We start from the raw sequence: 15,570 nt of genomic DNA, 5'->3' as shown, positions 1-15,570 counted from the left end.
ATCTATAGATAGAAGGTCTCTATCTATAGATTAGCACTAACTAATGCACCTCTTCTGATTTCCGTTATTTTTCTTAATCTTTGCACCCGCTGCAAGTGACTAAAGACACGAGGCTGCAATTCTAAATTCAAATCTGATTTACTGAGGAAATCGTCAGCACCAGCCGCAACAATTTTGGTTATATTAGCTTGATTCATGTAAGCGGAGATAAATAGGATGGGCAGATCGTACCAGTTTGGATCGTTCCGAACAACTTTACACAAATTTATCCCGTTGATATTAGGCATTTCTAAATCTAAAATGAGCAGATCCGGTGAAACACTTTCCAGAGTTTCCCAGAATTCTTGGGGATTGGAGAGAGTTCTGATTTGCAGATTTTGTGATATTAATCTATTTTTTACGAGTGATATAAATTTAGGATCGTCATCGACAATTAATATTGTTCCAGATAGAGAAGAAGATTTTTGTAGCACTTGATTGATGATAATTAGCACTTTTTCTAGAGAGAAAGGTTTGCGCAGAAATGCCACTGCGTCAGATTTTGATGCTTCTAGACGATCGCTCAATTCTCCCCGTGTTGTTAGGATAATAACCGGGATGCGGGGATTCATAGAATTTAATTCATTGAGTAGTGTTAGAGTCTCTTCATTATCATTATGAATTTCTAAAATAATTAAGTCTGGATGTAGCTTTTGAATTTGTTGTCTACCGTAAGATAGGCTGGAGGCTACTTCAATCTGAAGTCCCCAATTATTGCCAAGTTGATACAAATCTTCCGTGAGTTCCAGATCCCGATCAATAATTAATACTAGAGGATACAATCGCTCTATTTTAGGTGAAGTTAATCTCGCCCTATTTCCTCCGATAGATTCCGACTCTTCTAGTACCTGACGTAGGGTTTTTATTAACTTACAAATCTGGGAACTTTCCTTAAGATTTGGTTTGGTTATTCTTCGCAATAACCGCTCAATCTCGCGACAAATTTTGGCGGCTTCAGATAAGGATAAGCTACCCAATAATCCTACTAAGTTATGAGCGGTTGTAATCGCTTGGGGTATTAACGATCTAGTTGGAGATTTCTGAGTTTCTGCGATGGCTTCGCCCGCCCCATCTATCGCACGCTCTAATAAATCAATATCCTCAAAAATACTTGCCCTAAATTGTGCCCAACTTCTAGCTAGTGCTGCTAAAATTTGCTCATCTTTGTCTTTAATCTTGTCTAATTTTTCAGTTTCGAGGGGGGGAGTCACTTCGCTCAAATCCTCCCTAACCTCGGGAATTTCTTCTTTCTCATTGAGGCGATAGCCTATCCCATAAACTGTCTCGATTAAATTAGGACTACCTCCTGCTGCTTTGAGTTTATTTCGCAATCCTCGAATGTGAGAGCGAATGGTACTTTCAGTCGGCGGCTCTTCAAAATCCCACACACTTTGGATCAAGTCATCAGCCCTAAATATCCGACGTGGGTATCGTATAAACAGATCCAAAAGAGCATATTCTTTCGCTGTAAGCGGCAATAATATATCGCGATAGGTAACAGTATTTGTCCCGACAATAAGACATAAGTTTCCCCATATTAACTGGGGAAAAATTGGCGTATTCCGCCGCCGCAGTAGAGCGCGAATTCTGGCGAATAACTCCTCTATGTTAAAGGGTTTAACCAGATAGTCATCCGCACCAGCATCCAAGCCTTTTACCTTGTCGGTACTATCATCTCGGGCTGTGAGTAACAGGAGCGGTAGATTTACACCACGGGAGCGTAATTGGCGACAAAACGTAATCCCATCTATACCGGGCAAAACGATGTCGAGTAGCAACAAATCGTAGGTGGTTGACTTCAAGAAGTGTAACGCTTCTTCACTATTCTTAACGACATCTATAATATAATTTTGCTTCGTTATCGCATTGACTAGGATTAGGCTGAATCGCTCATCATCTTCTATCAGCAGGATTTTCATCGCACCTTGCTTTTGCCAATTCAAAGATTTTATTCTATGGTTCATATCATGATTAAAATAGGTTTTACATCACTTACATTGCCATGATTGGATCACTGATTTTATCCAAAAGTATGATATTGGTTGTTGGCAATTGGCTCTCAGGCAATTGTTAAGCTAATTGTTGCTCAAACAACTTATAGCCGTGACAGGCTATACTCCTCTACTAGAGCAACCAACCAACAACCAACAACAAATAACAACCTACTGATTCAAAAATCTCACTCTCTCCAATAGCAACGCTACTTTATCTAAATCCTTATCTCCAGGATATCGTTCAACACCACTAGATAGATCAATTCCAGTCGGTTGTAATAACTTCAAGGCATCTAATATATTAGATGGTGTCAATCCACCTGCCAGAAACCAAGGATACCTAGGGTGGAATTTCTCTAAAGTTTTCCAATCTAAAGTTATACCAGTTCCCCCTAACTGTTGAGGATGATAAGCATCTAGTAGGAGGGTATCGACATAACTAGCATAAGTGTCAGCTTCTTTTAAAGATTCTGGTGTTTTTACCCTCAATGCTTTGATAATTTCTATTTTTGGTAAGAATTGGCGCAGTTGAGTGCAAAATTCAATGGATTCACTACCATGTAGTTGAACCGCACTCAGATTTGCTTCGTCAACAATTTGACAAATATCTTCAATATTGCTATTGGCAAATACGCCAATTCGATCGACTGAAACCTGTAAATTTTCTACTATAGATCTAATTTGAGCTGAGGTGACGTAACGGGGAGAGGAAGGTACAGAAATAAAACCTAAAGCCGTTGCTCCCAATTTGGCGATCGCGTTACCTTGATCTGGTTTCGTAATGCCACAAATTTTAACTCGCATAGGTGTAAGAATTATCGAATTTTACGATCAGTTTAAGATTCATTGGTTTCCCCTCTCCAAACCCACCCAGCCTTATATTTCCTCTAACTTCTAACCTCTTACCTCTTACCTGTTAACTATACAAACTCGCCACATACTCCCCATATCCGTTATAAGGAAGCGTATCTCGTTTTTCCCAGGAAAAATCTTTGACAGCCCCGACAAACTTTTCTGTCGCTTGAGACCAACGCGGGTGAGGCTTGCTAGGATTAACATTAGCCTCAAAATCATATTCATCTGGCACTAATGTATGCCAGAATGTCGATGGTTGACTCTCCACAAACTCAATTTTGACAATAGATTTTGCCCCCTTAAAACCATACTTCCAAGGCACAACTTCTCTAATTGGCGCACCGTGCTGTTTTGGTAAAATATGACCGTAGATACCAACAGCAAAAAAAGCGAGATCGTTCGCCATTTCTGCCAAGGTTAAACTTTCAGTATAAGGCCAAGGCAAATTACCACTTAAAGTCCAAGATGGACCAACTCTAGTTTCAGGATTATCGTAGGAGGTAAACCGGACGAATTTAGCTTTCGAGGTAGGTTCAACTTCCGCCATTAATAATTTCATCGGAAAGCCAATCCATGGTAATACCATGGACCAAGCTTCTACACAGCGAAACCGATAGATTCTTTCTTCTAAGGGAAATTTTTTGATTAAATCATCTAGATCGTAGGTACGGGGATTTTTTACACTTCCAGTCACTTCAACTTTCCAATCTTCTGTCGGCAAAGATTGGGCTGCTTGCCAAATAGATTTACCCGTGCCAAATTCATAATAGTTATTATACCGTGCCGCTAGTAGTTCCGTGGTAATCGGGCGATCGACTTTGGCGAAGGCAGGATTTGTTTTAACTGATAATTTGGCTAAATCTATAGTAGCAACCAGCTTTTGATCTGGTTGGGAGGAAGACTGACACCCTAGAATTGGGAGGATGCTTGCACCCACTAAGGTTTTCAAGAATCTACGCCGATTGAAATAGATGGCTTCGGGAGTTACTTCTGTTTCAGGGATTTCCCATGCTTTGGGTACGCGGATAGTCGTCATTGAGTAAAAAGCCTTATGGTTGTTGTTAATTGGCGATTTGGGCTGTACTGCCATCTTAATCGCGCTCCTAATTAAATCTTAAATCATTCCGGAGCCACAAGAATCCCGGTTCCTCAAAGGAACCGGGATTCTCAGGCTGTCAATTTTTACAAATCCTCCAGATTACTCTTTATTTGTGAAATTTCTGTGAAGTAAAATAAGATCCAGGGCACTACAAATGGGCAAGATAATATCGAGCTTGTGGATCTCTGGATGGGAGGCATTGCTGAAGATCCGGTTAATGGTGGCTCAGTCGGTGAACTCTTCAATACCATTATCTCAGATCGCTTCCGACGCGCCCGCGATGGCGATCGCTTCTTTTACCTAAATGACTCTGATTTGCTGAGTTTAGCACCAGATATTGACACTACTCGCCTCTCTGATATTATCCGCCGCAACTCTACGATTACCAATATTCAGGATAACGCCTTCATTGCCAAGGAAGCACCGGAGCCTTCGGCTGCCTTCTCTCTCTTCGCCCTTGGCGTTTTGGGTGGCGGTTTGCGACTTTTGCGCAAGGGTGAGAAACTGTAAGCTAATTACTGGACTAATAGTTAACACAGCAATTTTCAGGTATGTGAGGTACAGAGAAACCCGGTTTCTTAAAGAAACCGGGTTTCTGGTGTGTGGCAATGTGCTGTAAAACCTTCTTGCCTGTTCCCTTTTTTCTGTAATCTAAGATCTGGCGTATTTTTTCACACTGGGAGTTTTTCGTGTATATTTTGCCGGAGCCGCCATATTTTCTGCTAGTTGTCGGTTTGTTTGCTGGAATTACCTGTGGTGCAGCTTTTGAAGCTACCCTCAAACAGAAGGTACAGGAATGGAGCAAAAATCGTTCTACTCGTAATCTGGTAGAAATGAGAGGAAATCAGTTATTTGTACCATTTGTTGGTATTTGTGTTGGTATTTGTGTATTCCTTTCTGCTGGGTTAGAGATTTTCAGCCTTCCCATGTCCTTAGGTTACGCTATCTCAATACCTCTAACCTTATTCATTGGTTCGCTAATTTGGTCACAATTGGGTAAACTTTTAGGTGAGTTGGAAAGAGGGGGATCTAAAGCATTAGATTTGGATAGTTTTGAGTAATTAGTTATTGGTTGTTTGTTATTGGTTGTTTGTTGTTTGTTATTGGTTATTGGTTGTTTGTTATTAGAACATCCATCTCGCCTGTCACACTTATTAAGTGTTAGTGTTTTGTTGTTCTGTCAAAATAAACAACAAATAACCAATAACCAATGACCAATAACCAATAACCAATAACTACTTATACAACACTCGCATCTGACTCTGACATCGCGTCCAATAAATGCGAGCAACTGAGTCTTTTGGGTTAAGGTTTAGGCAATTTTTCATAAGAGAAGCCGCTTGAGCAAAATCACCTAAATTGTAGTGTAAAATGGCTTTTTCAAATGCAGTTTTCGTAATCAACTTATATTCTCTAATTTCCGGTAAATCAGCATCAAAAATCTCGTATACACTTACCGCCACTGATTTTCCCCTGACTTGTAATCTATCAATTAGGCGAAAGGAATACTGATTAGCATCTTTTAGCTGAGAAAAGGTATGGTGAGAGATTAATAAGGATACACCATAATCTTTAGTTAATTCCTCCAAACGGGAGGCTAAATTGACGGTATCGCTAATTACGGTACTATCCATACGAGATGCGCCACCGATTGTGCCTAGCATCAAAGCACCTGTATTAATACCAATCCCAATTTTAATCGGCACGTAGCCAGATTTAGCCCGATTTTGATTATATTGACTGAGTTGCTGTAACATGGCAATTCCTGCTTTAACTCCATCATCAGCACACCCATTAAACAGTGCCATAATTTCATCGCCGATATATTTATCAATGAATCCATTATTTTCAATAATTGCGGGTTCCATGCAACTCAAATAGGAATTGATAAATTTGAAATTTTCTGATGGTGTGATACTTTCAGAAAGGGTGGTGAAGTCGCGGATGTCGGAGAATAATACAGACATTTCTTTGTATGCCTGATCTCCTAATTGAACATCGATAATACTTTTTTTATCCAATAATTGAAGAAATTGACGGGGGACAAAGCGAAATAAAGATTGGTTTAATTCAAAAAGTTCATTGGTGAATCGGAGGGATTCTGCTTCGGCTTTTTTTCGTTCCGTGATATCTTGAAAAACTGCGATCGCATAAACAATATTACCCTTTTCATCAAAGATTGGCGTTCCTCTTACCTCCAAGGGAATAGTCTTGTTATCGTGGCGGATTTCGATATCATCGACTCTTGTAGTTTCACCCTGCAATGCTCTGATTATAGGTAATTGCTCGCAGGGGTATAATTGATTACTTCCGACTCGATAAATTGAATAAATATCTATTAAATGTTCGGCTTTAACTTTTGGGACAATTTTTCTACCCGCTAATTGTTGAGCGATGGGATTAGCATAGTACAGTTCACCTGTCACATGGAGTACAATGATACCCAATGGCATGGCTTCCAGGAATTGAATTAGCCTTTTTTCACTTTCCTTAATCGTTTCCTCTGCCTGATTTTGCAAATGAGATTCAACCACGTCGGAATGTTCCGTCATGGTTTCGAGTACAATTTCTAGATCAGCCTTTTCCTGCTTGAGAAGTTTGACTTCTTGACGGAGACTTACGATTTCCCGCAGTAGCTTTTCTCTTGATGGTAGTTGATCGAGCATATTCCCCAGCATGATGCCTCGGCAAAAGGATAATGGCATATATCCTTTATTCAGGGGTTGAGGCGGATTTCGGAAAGAATTAGTGCTTTTCTAAGTATAAATTCGGATCGAGGGATGGGTGGTAGGTGTCGGAGGGCTTGAAGCAATGGAATCTCCTGCTATCGTCTATCTTAGAAGATATTTGTCAATTAACGATCGGATGCTGCTTATCCTGATGTCAGAAATATTATAGCAGCCTCCCCAATCGACCTCTGCTCAATTGCCCACAATCCTGATTTGGTTAAGGGTGGAGAGAATTTTACTTTTTCTTTACTAACAGCATCTATAATCTATCCCCTATGTTTATCCCATCACTCAATCGCTTTATTGCCAAGGTTTCTGGAAAAGTCCCCCTCCGCGTCATCCTCGTCGTGCCATTTGCGATCCAAACTTTCACAATTGTGGGATTGGTGGGATATCTCTCATCTCGTAGTGGCAAGGAAGCGGTTAACGATCTTTCTAGCCAACTGAGGCAGCAAATTAGCGATCGCATTCATCATAAACTGGATACTTATTTAGATACTCCTCATCAGCTCAATCAAATCAATCTGGATGCTATCGAGTTAGGAATAATTAACCTGAAAAACTTCCAGCAAACAGAGGAGTTTTTCTTGAAACAAATGCGGGTGTTTAAAGTTAGCTATATTAATTTTGGCAGCAAGGAAGGAGAATTTATTGGGGTTGAACGTTTAGAGGATGGTAGACTCTTGATTAATGAGAGGCTAAAAAACTCACCCGGCACATCTATTTATAATACTGATAATAAAGATCATCGCACCAAATTAAAAGAGTTTGTTATTGAAGACTATGCTATTTCTAAAGAAAGTTGGTATGCTGATGCTGTGCGTGCAGGTAATCCTGTCTGGAGTAAAATTTACCAGTGGCAAGATAAACCAGAGGTTTTATCGATCTCATCTAGCTATCCTGTCTACGATAGCAATAGGAAACTAGTTGGTGCGCTCGGTGTGGATCTTATTCTCTCAGATATTAGTAATTTTCTCCGCCAATTAAAAATTAGTAAAACCGGACAGACTTTTATCATAGAGCGTTCTGGATTACTAGTCGCTAGTTCGACTAAAGATCCCCCATTCCTCCTGAAAAATGGCAAAGCCGAACGACTGAATGTATCTGAAATTGCCAATCCTTTAATCCGCGCTACTGTTCTTAATTTAAACAAGAGTTTTGGTAATCTGAATGATATTAAAACTATCCAGTTTTTGGACTTTCAAATCGGGAATGAACGACAATTTGTTCAAGTCACACCTTGGCAAGATAAGTTTGGTATAGACTGGCTAATTGTCGTCACTATCCCTGAATCAGATTTCATGGATCGAATTCATGCCAATATCCGCCTCACTACGATATTATGCTTGCTAGCTTTAGCTGTCGCCACGATTATTGGATTCATGACATCGCGCTGGATTGTTTTGCCAATTATGCGGCTAAAAGATGCGGCTATTGCTCTTTCTGAGGGACAATTTGACCATAGTATAGATCTGGAAAGATCTGATGAATTAGGTATTTTAGCGAAAGCATTTAACAGGATGGCGAGTCAACTAGAAGACTCCTTCACTACCCTGGAAGCTAAAAATACCGAATTGCATAATTTGAATCAACTAAAAGACGACTTTATTGCCAATACTTCCCACGAACTTCGCACCCCTCTTAATGGTATTATTGGTATTGCTGAATCCCTTGTTGATGGTGCTGCTGGACCATTACCAGAAAGAGCTTATGCTAATCTTAGTACAATTATATCTGCCGGGAGAAGACTGTCTCATTTAGTAAACGATCTTTTAGATTTCTCCCAACTGAGACATAAAACCATCGACTTGCAAATTAAGCCATTAGGAATGCGAGAAATTGCTGATGTTGTAATCGCGATCTCTCAGGCAACGATCGGCAAAAAACCATTACAATTGATTAATGCGATCGCACCAGATTTACCTCTAGTTGATGCTGATGAGAATAGGGTACAACAGATTCTGCAAAATCTCATCGGTAATGCGATTAAATTCACGGAATCAGGGATAATAGAAGTCTGGGCAGAAGTAGTTGTGGGGAATGGGGAATTGGGAGTAGGGAATGGGAAATGGGGAATGGGGAGTGGGGAAAACAACCAACAACCAACAACCAACAACCAACAACCAATAACCAACAACAAAATAGCTATTACTATATCGGATACTGGAATTGGTATTCCTCCCGATAAAATAGATAGAATTTTTGAATCTTTTGAACAAGCAGATGCTTCCACAGCTAGAATTTATGGGGGCGCTGGTTTAGGTTTAGCCATTACAAAACAGCTTGTGGAGTTACACGGCGGAACTATTTATGTAGAATCAATAGTTGGGGAAGGATCTCGCTTTACATTTACCTTGCCTGTCTCAGAAAATACACAAGCAAGTAATCAACAAGTATCTCCAGTTATAGCCAAAAAGCCTTCCCAAGAATTAACAGATTCCATCCAGATTTACCCTGAAGTATTAGCTGGAGAAAATGGATACTTTAAAATCTTAATCGTGGATGATGAGCCAATTAATCTCCAAGTATTGGTTAACAATCTATCTCTAGAAAATTATGCCATCACTCAAGCTAGTAACGGGATAGAAGCATTGGCAATTATTGATAGTGGATTCAAGCCAGACTTAATCTTACTCGATATTATGATGCCCCGGATGACGGGTTATGAAGTCTGTCAAAAAGTGCGAGAAAAATTCCCCGCAGTCGAATTACCCATTGTCATGCTGACTGCGAAAGATCGGACTACTGATTTAGTCCAAGCATTCGAGTTAGGCGCTAATGATTATCTTACCAAACCCTTTGTCAAAAATGAATTATTAGCCCGAATTCAAACTCATATCCGCCTCGCAAAAATCAATGCAGCTTACGGTAGATTCGTGCCTCACAATTTTTTGAAGTTTCTGGGTAGAGAAAGCATCATTGATGTCCAACTTGGCGATCAAATCCAGAAAGAAATGACTATTCTGTTTTCTGATATTCGCTCATTTACTACTCTATCGGAAGGGATGTCACCAGAAGATAATTTTAATTTTCTCAATAGTTACTTAAATCGAGTTAGCCCAGTAATTCGCGCTCATCAGGGCTTCATTGATAAATATATTGGCGATGCAGTGATGGCTTTATTTCCCCAATCACCAGATCATGCCGTATCTGGTGCAATTGAGATGCAAAAACAGGTAACAATTTACAATCAACATCGGCGGAAAAAAGGATATGTTCCTATTGCAATTGGGATTGGTTTACATACGGGTACTTTGATGTTAGGTACGATTGGTGAAAGAGAAAGGATGGAAAGTACTGTTATTTCTGATGCAGTTAATCTGGCTTCTCGTCTGGAAGGTTTAACCAAACTTTATGGTGCGGGTATTGTAATTAGCGAAAATACCCTCTATACTCTAGACGATCTGGAAAAGTATAGCTATCGATTTCTGGATCGAGTGAAAGTTAAGGGGAAAAATTCTGCTGTAGCCATCTTTGAAGTCTATTCTGGAGATTCAGAGAGACTGAAGAAGTTAAAAATAGAAACTCAGACTAGCTTTGAAGAAGCGATTGTTTTTTATTATCGGCAAAAATTTGATATAGCAAAACAAATGTTTGAGGATGTTTTACATATTAATCCCCAAGATAAAGCCGCCATGCTATATATTTCTCGCTGTGATAATTATCAAAAGTATGGCGTACCGGAAGAATGGGCAGGGGTGGAATCTCTACAGGAAAAGTAAGACTCAGTTGCCTGGGATAAGTCAACACCAAGAAACCGGGTTTCTACGCTCGAAGTAACTAGAATTTGCAATCTCCTTGCTCCACACGCTAGGCTATCGCGCTATCTAAAATATGACTTATACAGCTATGGTGCCTTAGCAAAGCATAACGCACCCTACTATCTATTACATATAGTGGTAACGGTGCGTTAGCAAAGGATAACGCACCCTACTAGAGTTTGCGATATCTAAAATCTATGTAAAATATAAAATATAAACGGAAAAATGGGATGAATTCGCTAAACTAAAAACTGGCAGACAATTTAAGCAGCGTTTGAGGTTTCATTCATGTCTACTTTACTAGAACAATTGCGCCAAATGACAGTTGTGGTTGCCGATACCGGGGATATTCAGGCAATTGAAAAGTTTCACCCTAGCGACACGACAACGAATCCCTCATTGATTACAGCGGCGGCACAGATGCCCCAATATCAGGAAATTGTCGATGAAACCCTCAAGCAGGCAAATCGGGATGCTGGTGCTGGTGCTACGGATGCGGCAGTGTTATCGCTGGCATTCGATCGTTTAGCGGTATCCTTTGGTAAGAAAATTTTACAGCTTATTCCAGGGCGCGTTTCCACAGAAGTGGATGCACGACTATCTTATGATACGGCAGCAACACTGGAAAAAGCACGCTATCTCATTTCCGAATATGAAGCCGCTGGGATTTCTCGCGATCGCATTTTGATTAAAATTGCCTCCACCTGGGAAGGAATCCGTGCAGCAGAAATATTGGAAAAAGAAGGTATCCATTGTAACTTAACCTTACTATTTGGTATCCATCAAGCGATCGCCTGTGCAGAAGCTGGCATTACCCTAATTTCTCCTTTTGTTGGCCGGATTCTCGATTGGTACAAAAAGGAAACTGGAAAGGATTATTCCAGTACAGAAGATCCCGGCGTACAGTCTGTAACAACCATTTACAATTATTACAAAAAATTTGGTTACAAAACAGAAGTTATGGGAGCCAGTTTCCGCAATATTGGTGAAATCTTAGAATTAGCAGGTTGCGATTTATTGACAATTTCTCCAGGGTTATTATCCGAATTAGAGGGAACAAAAGAACAACTACCTCGCAAACTAGATCCGGCAAAATCCATGGATATGTCAATCGAAAAAATATCGATGGACAAAGCTACTTTCGATAAAATGCATGCTGAAGATCGAATGGCATCAGAAAAATTAGCTGAAGGGATTCAAGGCTTCACTAAAGCATTAATTAACCTGGAAACTCTCTTAGCTAACAGGCTATCTTTCCTGGAAGGAACATCTATTATTGCTAATTCCGCAGAGAGTATTTTCCGTACCTATGACTTAGATGGCGATGGCTTTATTACCCGCGAAGAATGGATGGGCACTGATGCTGTTTTCGATGCTTTAGATATCGATAAAGACGGTAAAATTTCCCCACAAGAAATGGGTGCAGGATTGGGTGCAGCTTTGCAACTTGCTGCTTAGGGATTAGGGAGTGGGGGGTTAGTAGGGTGCGTTATGTAACGCACCCTACAGCTAGGGGCTGGGGAAATGCAATTAGCCATTAGCAATTAGCCATAGATTGCACATAGTTATCCCACTGCATAGTCACTCATTTCCCGCATGAAAGGAGGATAAAAACCTAGCACAATATCTTGTTTGGGTACGCCCAAATTGACTAAATCTGCCGCAATATCCTCCCATTACCAATTCTCCCTAATGCAATACCGCCGATAAAGCCACCACAGCTTCCGGAAATCTACTCTTCAAAGCAGGTAAAATCGGACAAGGTTTCTTAACCTGTAAATTATCCGATTCCTTCCCAGTAAAAGTATTCCACCGAAATGGTCCCCTCTCTGCTGCCGACATCCACAACAAACGTTTTCCCCTCGTCATTGCCACATATAATAACCGAAATTCTTCCGCCGTTTTCAACTGCGCTGCTTGTTCCCACGCCTCCATCGCCATGGGCAAAGGTTGTTTGTGCAAACTCGCCCGAATTTGCGCCCTTGCTACTTCTGCTAAAGTAAAATCGCCTAAAAATTGAGCCGCTGTGGGAACCCATGGATTACCAGGAATGGTATCTTCATGGAGAAAAGGGAGAAAGACATAATCCCAATCCAATCCCTTAGCTTTGTGCATGGTAATAATTGTGAGTTGATTTTTCCGTAAATAGCGAGAATCTGCGTCTTCGTCTGTTTCCACAGGTTCAAAACGTTCTGAACTAACAATTTCCTGCAAAACACTAATAGTGGAATTCATCGACATATTCCCAAGAGTTTGTTTTGCCACTCGTTCCCCTAATTTATCTACAGTCGCTAATTCTGATTGGTCATATTTTAAGGTTAGGGCTAAAAATGAAATAAGATGATAGTGAGGTAATTCTATCCTCGCTTTCAATAAACTGCGACAATATTGTGCCGCTTGACGAACATAAGGAGTTTGGGGCGGATCTAAAGGACCAGGATAGAGAAATTGTTCGGGATAAGTAGCCAGAGCATTAAGATCTTGAGTGGGAATTAATTGGCGTTTTACTAATACTTCTAACGCTGTTTTTAGGTAATCTGGAGAATGAGGGCGATCCAAAAACTGCAATAATGCCATAATTTCTCCAGGAATGTGAGAATGGCGATCGCTACTTCCCACATCATATACTGTAATCCCATACTGCCGTTTCAGGAATTCCAATTTCTGAGCAATAAAAGTCCCCTGTCTATTTTCCCTTACTAATACTGCCGCACTACGATCTGGATTTTCAGTCAATAACTCAATTACCCGTTCACCCATTAATTCTACCGTCTGGTAAATATCTTTAGGATGATAAATTTCTAAACCTCTACCTGTTGGTTGAGGATTGGCATCGACTTGAGGATCGTTACTATCAACTGGACGAATAAATTGGCGACGAAAAGCCACTGACTCCCCATAAGTACGATTCACCCAATCTAACACAAAATTAGCCGCATCAATAATACTTTTCGTACTCCGCCCTGCTCGATCCATTGTAGCCAAACGCCTCACTCCATCCCCGTTAGTAGTAGGCGCTTCAGCGCCCTCATCCTTAATAGCAACCGCGTCATCACCCTCATTGTTAGTAGTAGGCGCTTCAGCGCCACCACACTCCTCACAAAACCAATTAAAATAAATCGGATCTGCAGGAGTAAAAGTAGAATTAATTGCTTGATTCGGATCGCCAACTCGGATTAAATTAAGAGGAGCATTAGGATTTTCAGCATCCGTAGCTAAAGTTTCCAAAAGATGGAATTGCAGCGGAGTTGAATCCTGAGCCTCATCTTCAAATACCGCAAAAAACTGCTTCTGCCACTGCTGACGAACAGTATCATTTTCCAATACCCGCAGCGCCGCCAAAATCATATCATCATAATCGATAAAATTTTGCGATCGCGTCACTATTTGATATTGCTCGTACAAGCCAGCCGCTATCGCTAAAATATCGTATCCATCGTTAATCTGTTCGCTGAGTCTCCACAAATCCTCTGGTAATAATCCAGAACTTTTAGCTTCATGAATTACAGTATAAGCAAGATTTGGTAATACTTCCGTCCGCAAAACAGACTGTCGGCGCAACCGTTCCGTTTCTTCCCCATCAAAAGCATTTCCCTCTAATAAAATAGAATAGCGACGGGGATTCTTAACAATCCATTGCTCCACACAAGTGCGAATTATCTTATGACTTGGACTCGGTGTTACTAATGTAGAAGTGCCTAAATTAAGACCAGACAAATCACCATGGCGACCAGCAATATTTAGGGCCAAACCGTGTAAGGTATAGACAAGAAAACCAGTTTGTGGTAAAGATAAATCATCTTTAAGATATTTACGAATTTTACCTCGAATACTTGCCGCTGCGGAACGGGTAAAAGTGACAACAGCGAGTTGACGTTTGCTGTAGAGTTGATAACGTGCGATCGCAATTGCCGCTGCTATAGCCATTCCTGTAGATTTCCCTGCACCAGGTACAGCCGAAACTGCTAATTTGCCTCCCCTCCAGTCTGCCATATCTTGTTGTCCCCGTCGCAATTTGTTCCGCAGGCGCTGAATTCCTTCCTCCCGCAAGGTAGAGAGAGTTATTTCCAGAGAGTTGGGTTGATTGGTATCTAAATCGTCTGACATTTTTGATAGTGGTAAGAGCAACAATTTTAATGATATATAATCTTTTAGGTTACAACCTGAGTAGCTTCAAAATTGAGCAAGATCTACATAGCGATCGCTGTTATGGAAGCATCTGATTCTTGAGAATGGAGATAATAGCACTACAGAACAACTTAGCACATGTTTTGGTAAAATTAAGTTAGGATCGAGATGAAGACATTACCTATTTAGCAATATGAGATTCATTAGCCCCAAAACTGACTTTGCCTTCAAGAAAATCTTTGCCTCAGATGAGAGTCACGATATCCTGATTTCCTTCCTCAATGCCATGATCTACTCAGGCAATCCTGTCATCCAGAGTTTAGAAATCATCAACCCTTATAACCCGGCTGATATTGTCGATCTAAAAGATAGCTATTTGGATGTTAAGGCAGTATTATCGGATAAAACAACTGTCATCATTGAGATGCAAGTCTGGAATGTGGAAGCTTTCGAGAAACGAGTAGTTTATAACTTGTGCAAAACCTTCGTTCATCAGCTCAAGTCGGGACAAGGATATTCCTATCTTAATCCTGTAATTGCCCTAACCATCACGGATTTTCAGCTATTCCCATCAACAGAGAAAATAATTACCCGTTTTTACTTTCAAGAGGAAGAAGAAGACATATCCTATCAGGAGAAGTCGTTAAAACTGATATTTGTGGAATTGCCCAAGTTTACCAAAAAGCTGGAAGACTTGGAAAGTCTCGCAGATAAGTGGATCTACTTTCTCAAAGAAGCGCCAAGTTTAGAAGTCATTCCGCCAAAAATGCAGGAGATACCGCAGCTAGAAAAAGCGATGAATATAGCGAATCAGGCGGGTTTGAGTGTGGAAGAATTGGAGGAATTATACAAAGAGGAAATGTTGATGGAAGACAGGCGAGGGGAAATAACTTTCGCGAAAAGGGAAGCGAGAGAAGAAGGAAGAGAAGAAGGAAGAGAAGAAGGAAGAGAAGAAGGAAGAGAAG

Annotated in this window: 10 protein-coding genes and 1 pseudogene; 5 read left to right on the top strand and 6 right to left on the bottom strand. The window is 40.6% G+C overall.

What is annotated here, in order from left to right; translation table 11 throughout:
- Window positions 1-23 precede the first annotated feature (23 nt).
- From NJ959_RS00980 to msrP, 3 genes are all read right to left on the bottom strand, one after another.
- The gene (locus NJ959_RS00980; RefSeq protein ID WP_254009869.1) at window positions 24-2,003 is read right to left on the bottom strand and encodes a response regulator; all 1,980 of its coding nucleotides are present in this window, start codon (window positions 2,001-2,003) and stop codon (window positions 24-26) included.
- A 198-nt stretch (window positions 2,004-2,201) separates the two neighbouring features.
- On the bottom strand, window positions 2,202-2,837 hold the full coding sequence (locus tag NJ959_RS00975) for a phosphoribosylanthranilate isomerase (RefSeq protein WP_254009868.1): 636 nt from the start codon (window positions 2,835-2,837) through the stop codon (window positions 2,202-2,204).
- A gap of 112 nt (window positions 2,838-2,949) precedes the next feature.
- Window positions 2,950-3,924, bottom strand: a complete 975-nt coding sequence (gene msrP / locus NJ959_RS00970) for a protein-methionine-sulfoxide reductase catalytic subunit MsrP (protein ID WP_254009896.1) — start codon at window positions 3,922-3,924, stop codon at window positions 2,950-2,952.
- A 240-nt stretch (window positions 3,925-4,164) separates the two neighbouring features.
- On the opposite strand from msrP, the gene NJ959_RS00965 reads away from it, so the two are divergent.
- Entirely contained in the window at window positions 4,165-4,497 is a 333-nt protein-coding gene (locus NJ959_RS00965; RefSeq protein WP_254009867.1) for a peroxidase family protein, read from the top strand.
- Between the two features lie 179 nt (window positions 4,498-4,676).
- On the top strand, window positions 4,677-5,048 hold the full coding sequence (locus NJ959_RS00960; protein ID WP_254009866.1) for a hypothetical protein: 372 nt from the start codon (window positions 4,677-4,679) through the stop codon (window positions 5,046-5,048).
- 174 nt (window positions 5,049-5,222) lie between these two features.
- Here NJ959_RS00960 and NJ959_RS00955 read toward each other — a convergent pair whose 3' ends face one another.
- Window positions 5,223-6,692: an adenylate/guanylate cyclase domain-containing protein gene (locus NJ959_RS00955; protein ID WP_254009865.1), complete on the bottom strand. Its 1,470-nt coding sequence runs from the start codon at window positions 6,690-6,692 to the stop codon at window positions 5,223-5,225.
- A 299-nt stretch (window positions 6,693-6,991) separates the two neighbouring features.
- Between NJ959_RS00955 and NJ959_RS00950 the strand changes: the two genes are divergently transcribed.
- Window positions 6,992-10,438 (top strand): response regulator, encoded by a 3,447-nt coding sequence (locus NJ959_RS00950; RefSeq protein ID WP_254009864.1) that lies wholly within the window; start codon window positions 6,992-6,994, stop codon window positions 10,436-10,438.
- Between the two features lie 327 nt (window positions 10,439-10,765).
- The gene (locus tag NJ959_RS00945) at window positions 10,766-11,935 is read left to right on the top strand and encodes a transaldolase (protein ID WP_254009863.1); all 1,170 of its coding nucleotides are present in this window, start codon (window positions 10,766-10,768) and stop codon (window positions 11,933-11,935) included.
- A 107-nt stretch (window positions 11,936-12,042) separates the two neighbouring features.
- Here the strand turns inward: NJ959_RS00945 and NJ959_RS00940 are convergent.
- Window positions 12,043-12,147, bottom strand: a pseudogene (locus NJ959_RS00940) (element excision factor XisI family protein); the annotation flags it as partial.
- 19 nt (window positions 12,148-12,166) lie between these two features.
- Window positions 12,167-14,584 (bottom strand): ATP-dependent helicase, encoded by a 2,418-nt coding sequence (locus tag NJ959_RS00935; protein ID WP_254009862.1) that lies wholly within the window; start codon window positions 14,582-14,584, stop codon window positions 12,167-12,169.
- Window positions 14,585-14,798: 214 nt separating this feature from the next.
- Here NJ959_RS00935 and NJ959_RS00930 point away from each other — a divergent pair.
- Window positions 14,799-15,570 (top strand): Rpn family recombination-promoting nuclease/putative transposase (locus NJ959_RS00930; RefSeq protein WP_254009861.1); only part of this gene is annotated, 772 nt, incomplete at its 3' end.

Source organism: Limnofasciculus baicalensis BBK-W-15, assembly GCF_024178385.1.
In the GTDB taxonomy this organism is placed as follows: Bacteria; Cyanobacteriota; Cyanobacteriia; order Cyanobacteriales; family Coleofasciculaceae; genus Limnofasciculus; species Limnofasciculus baicalensis.
Note: the sequence above shows the minus strand (reverse complement) of the source record. Positions and strands in the feature narration are given on the sequence as shown.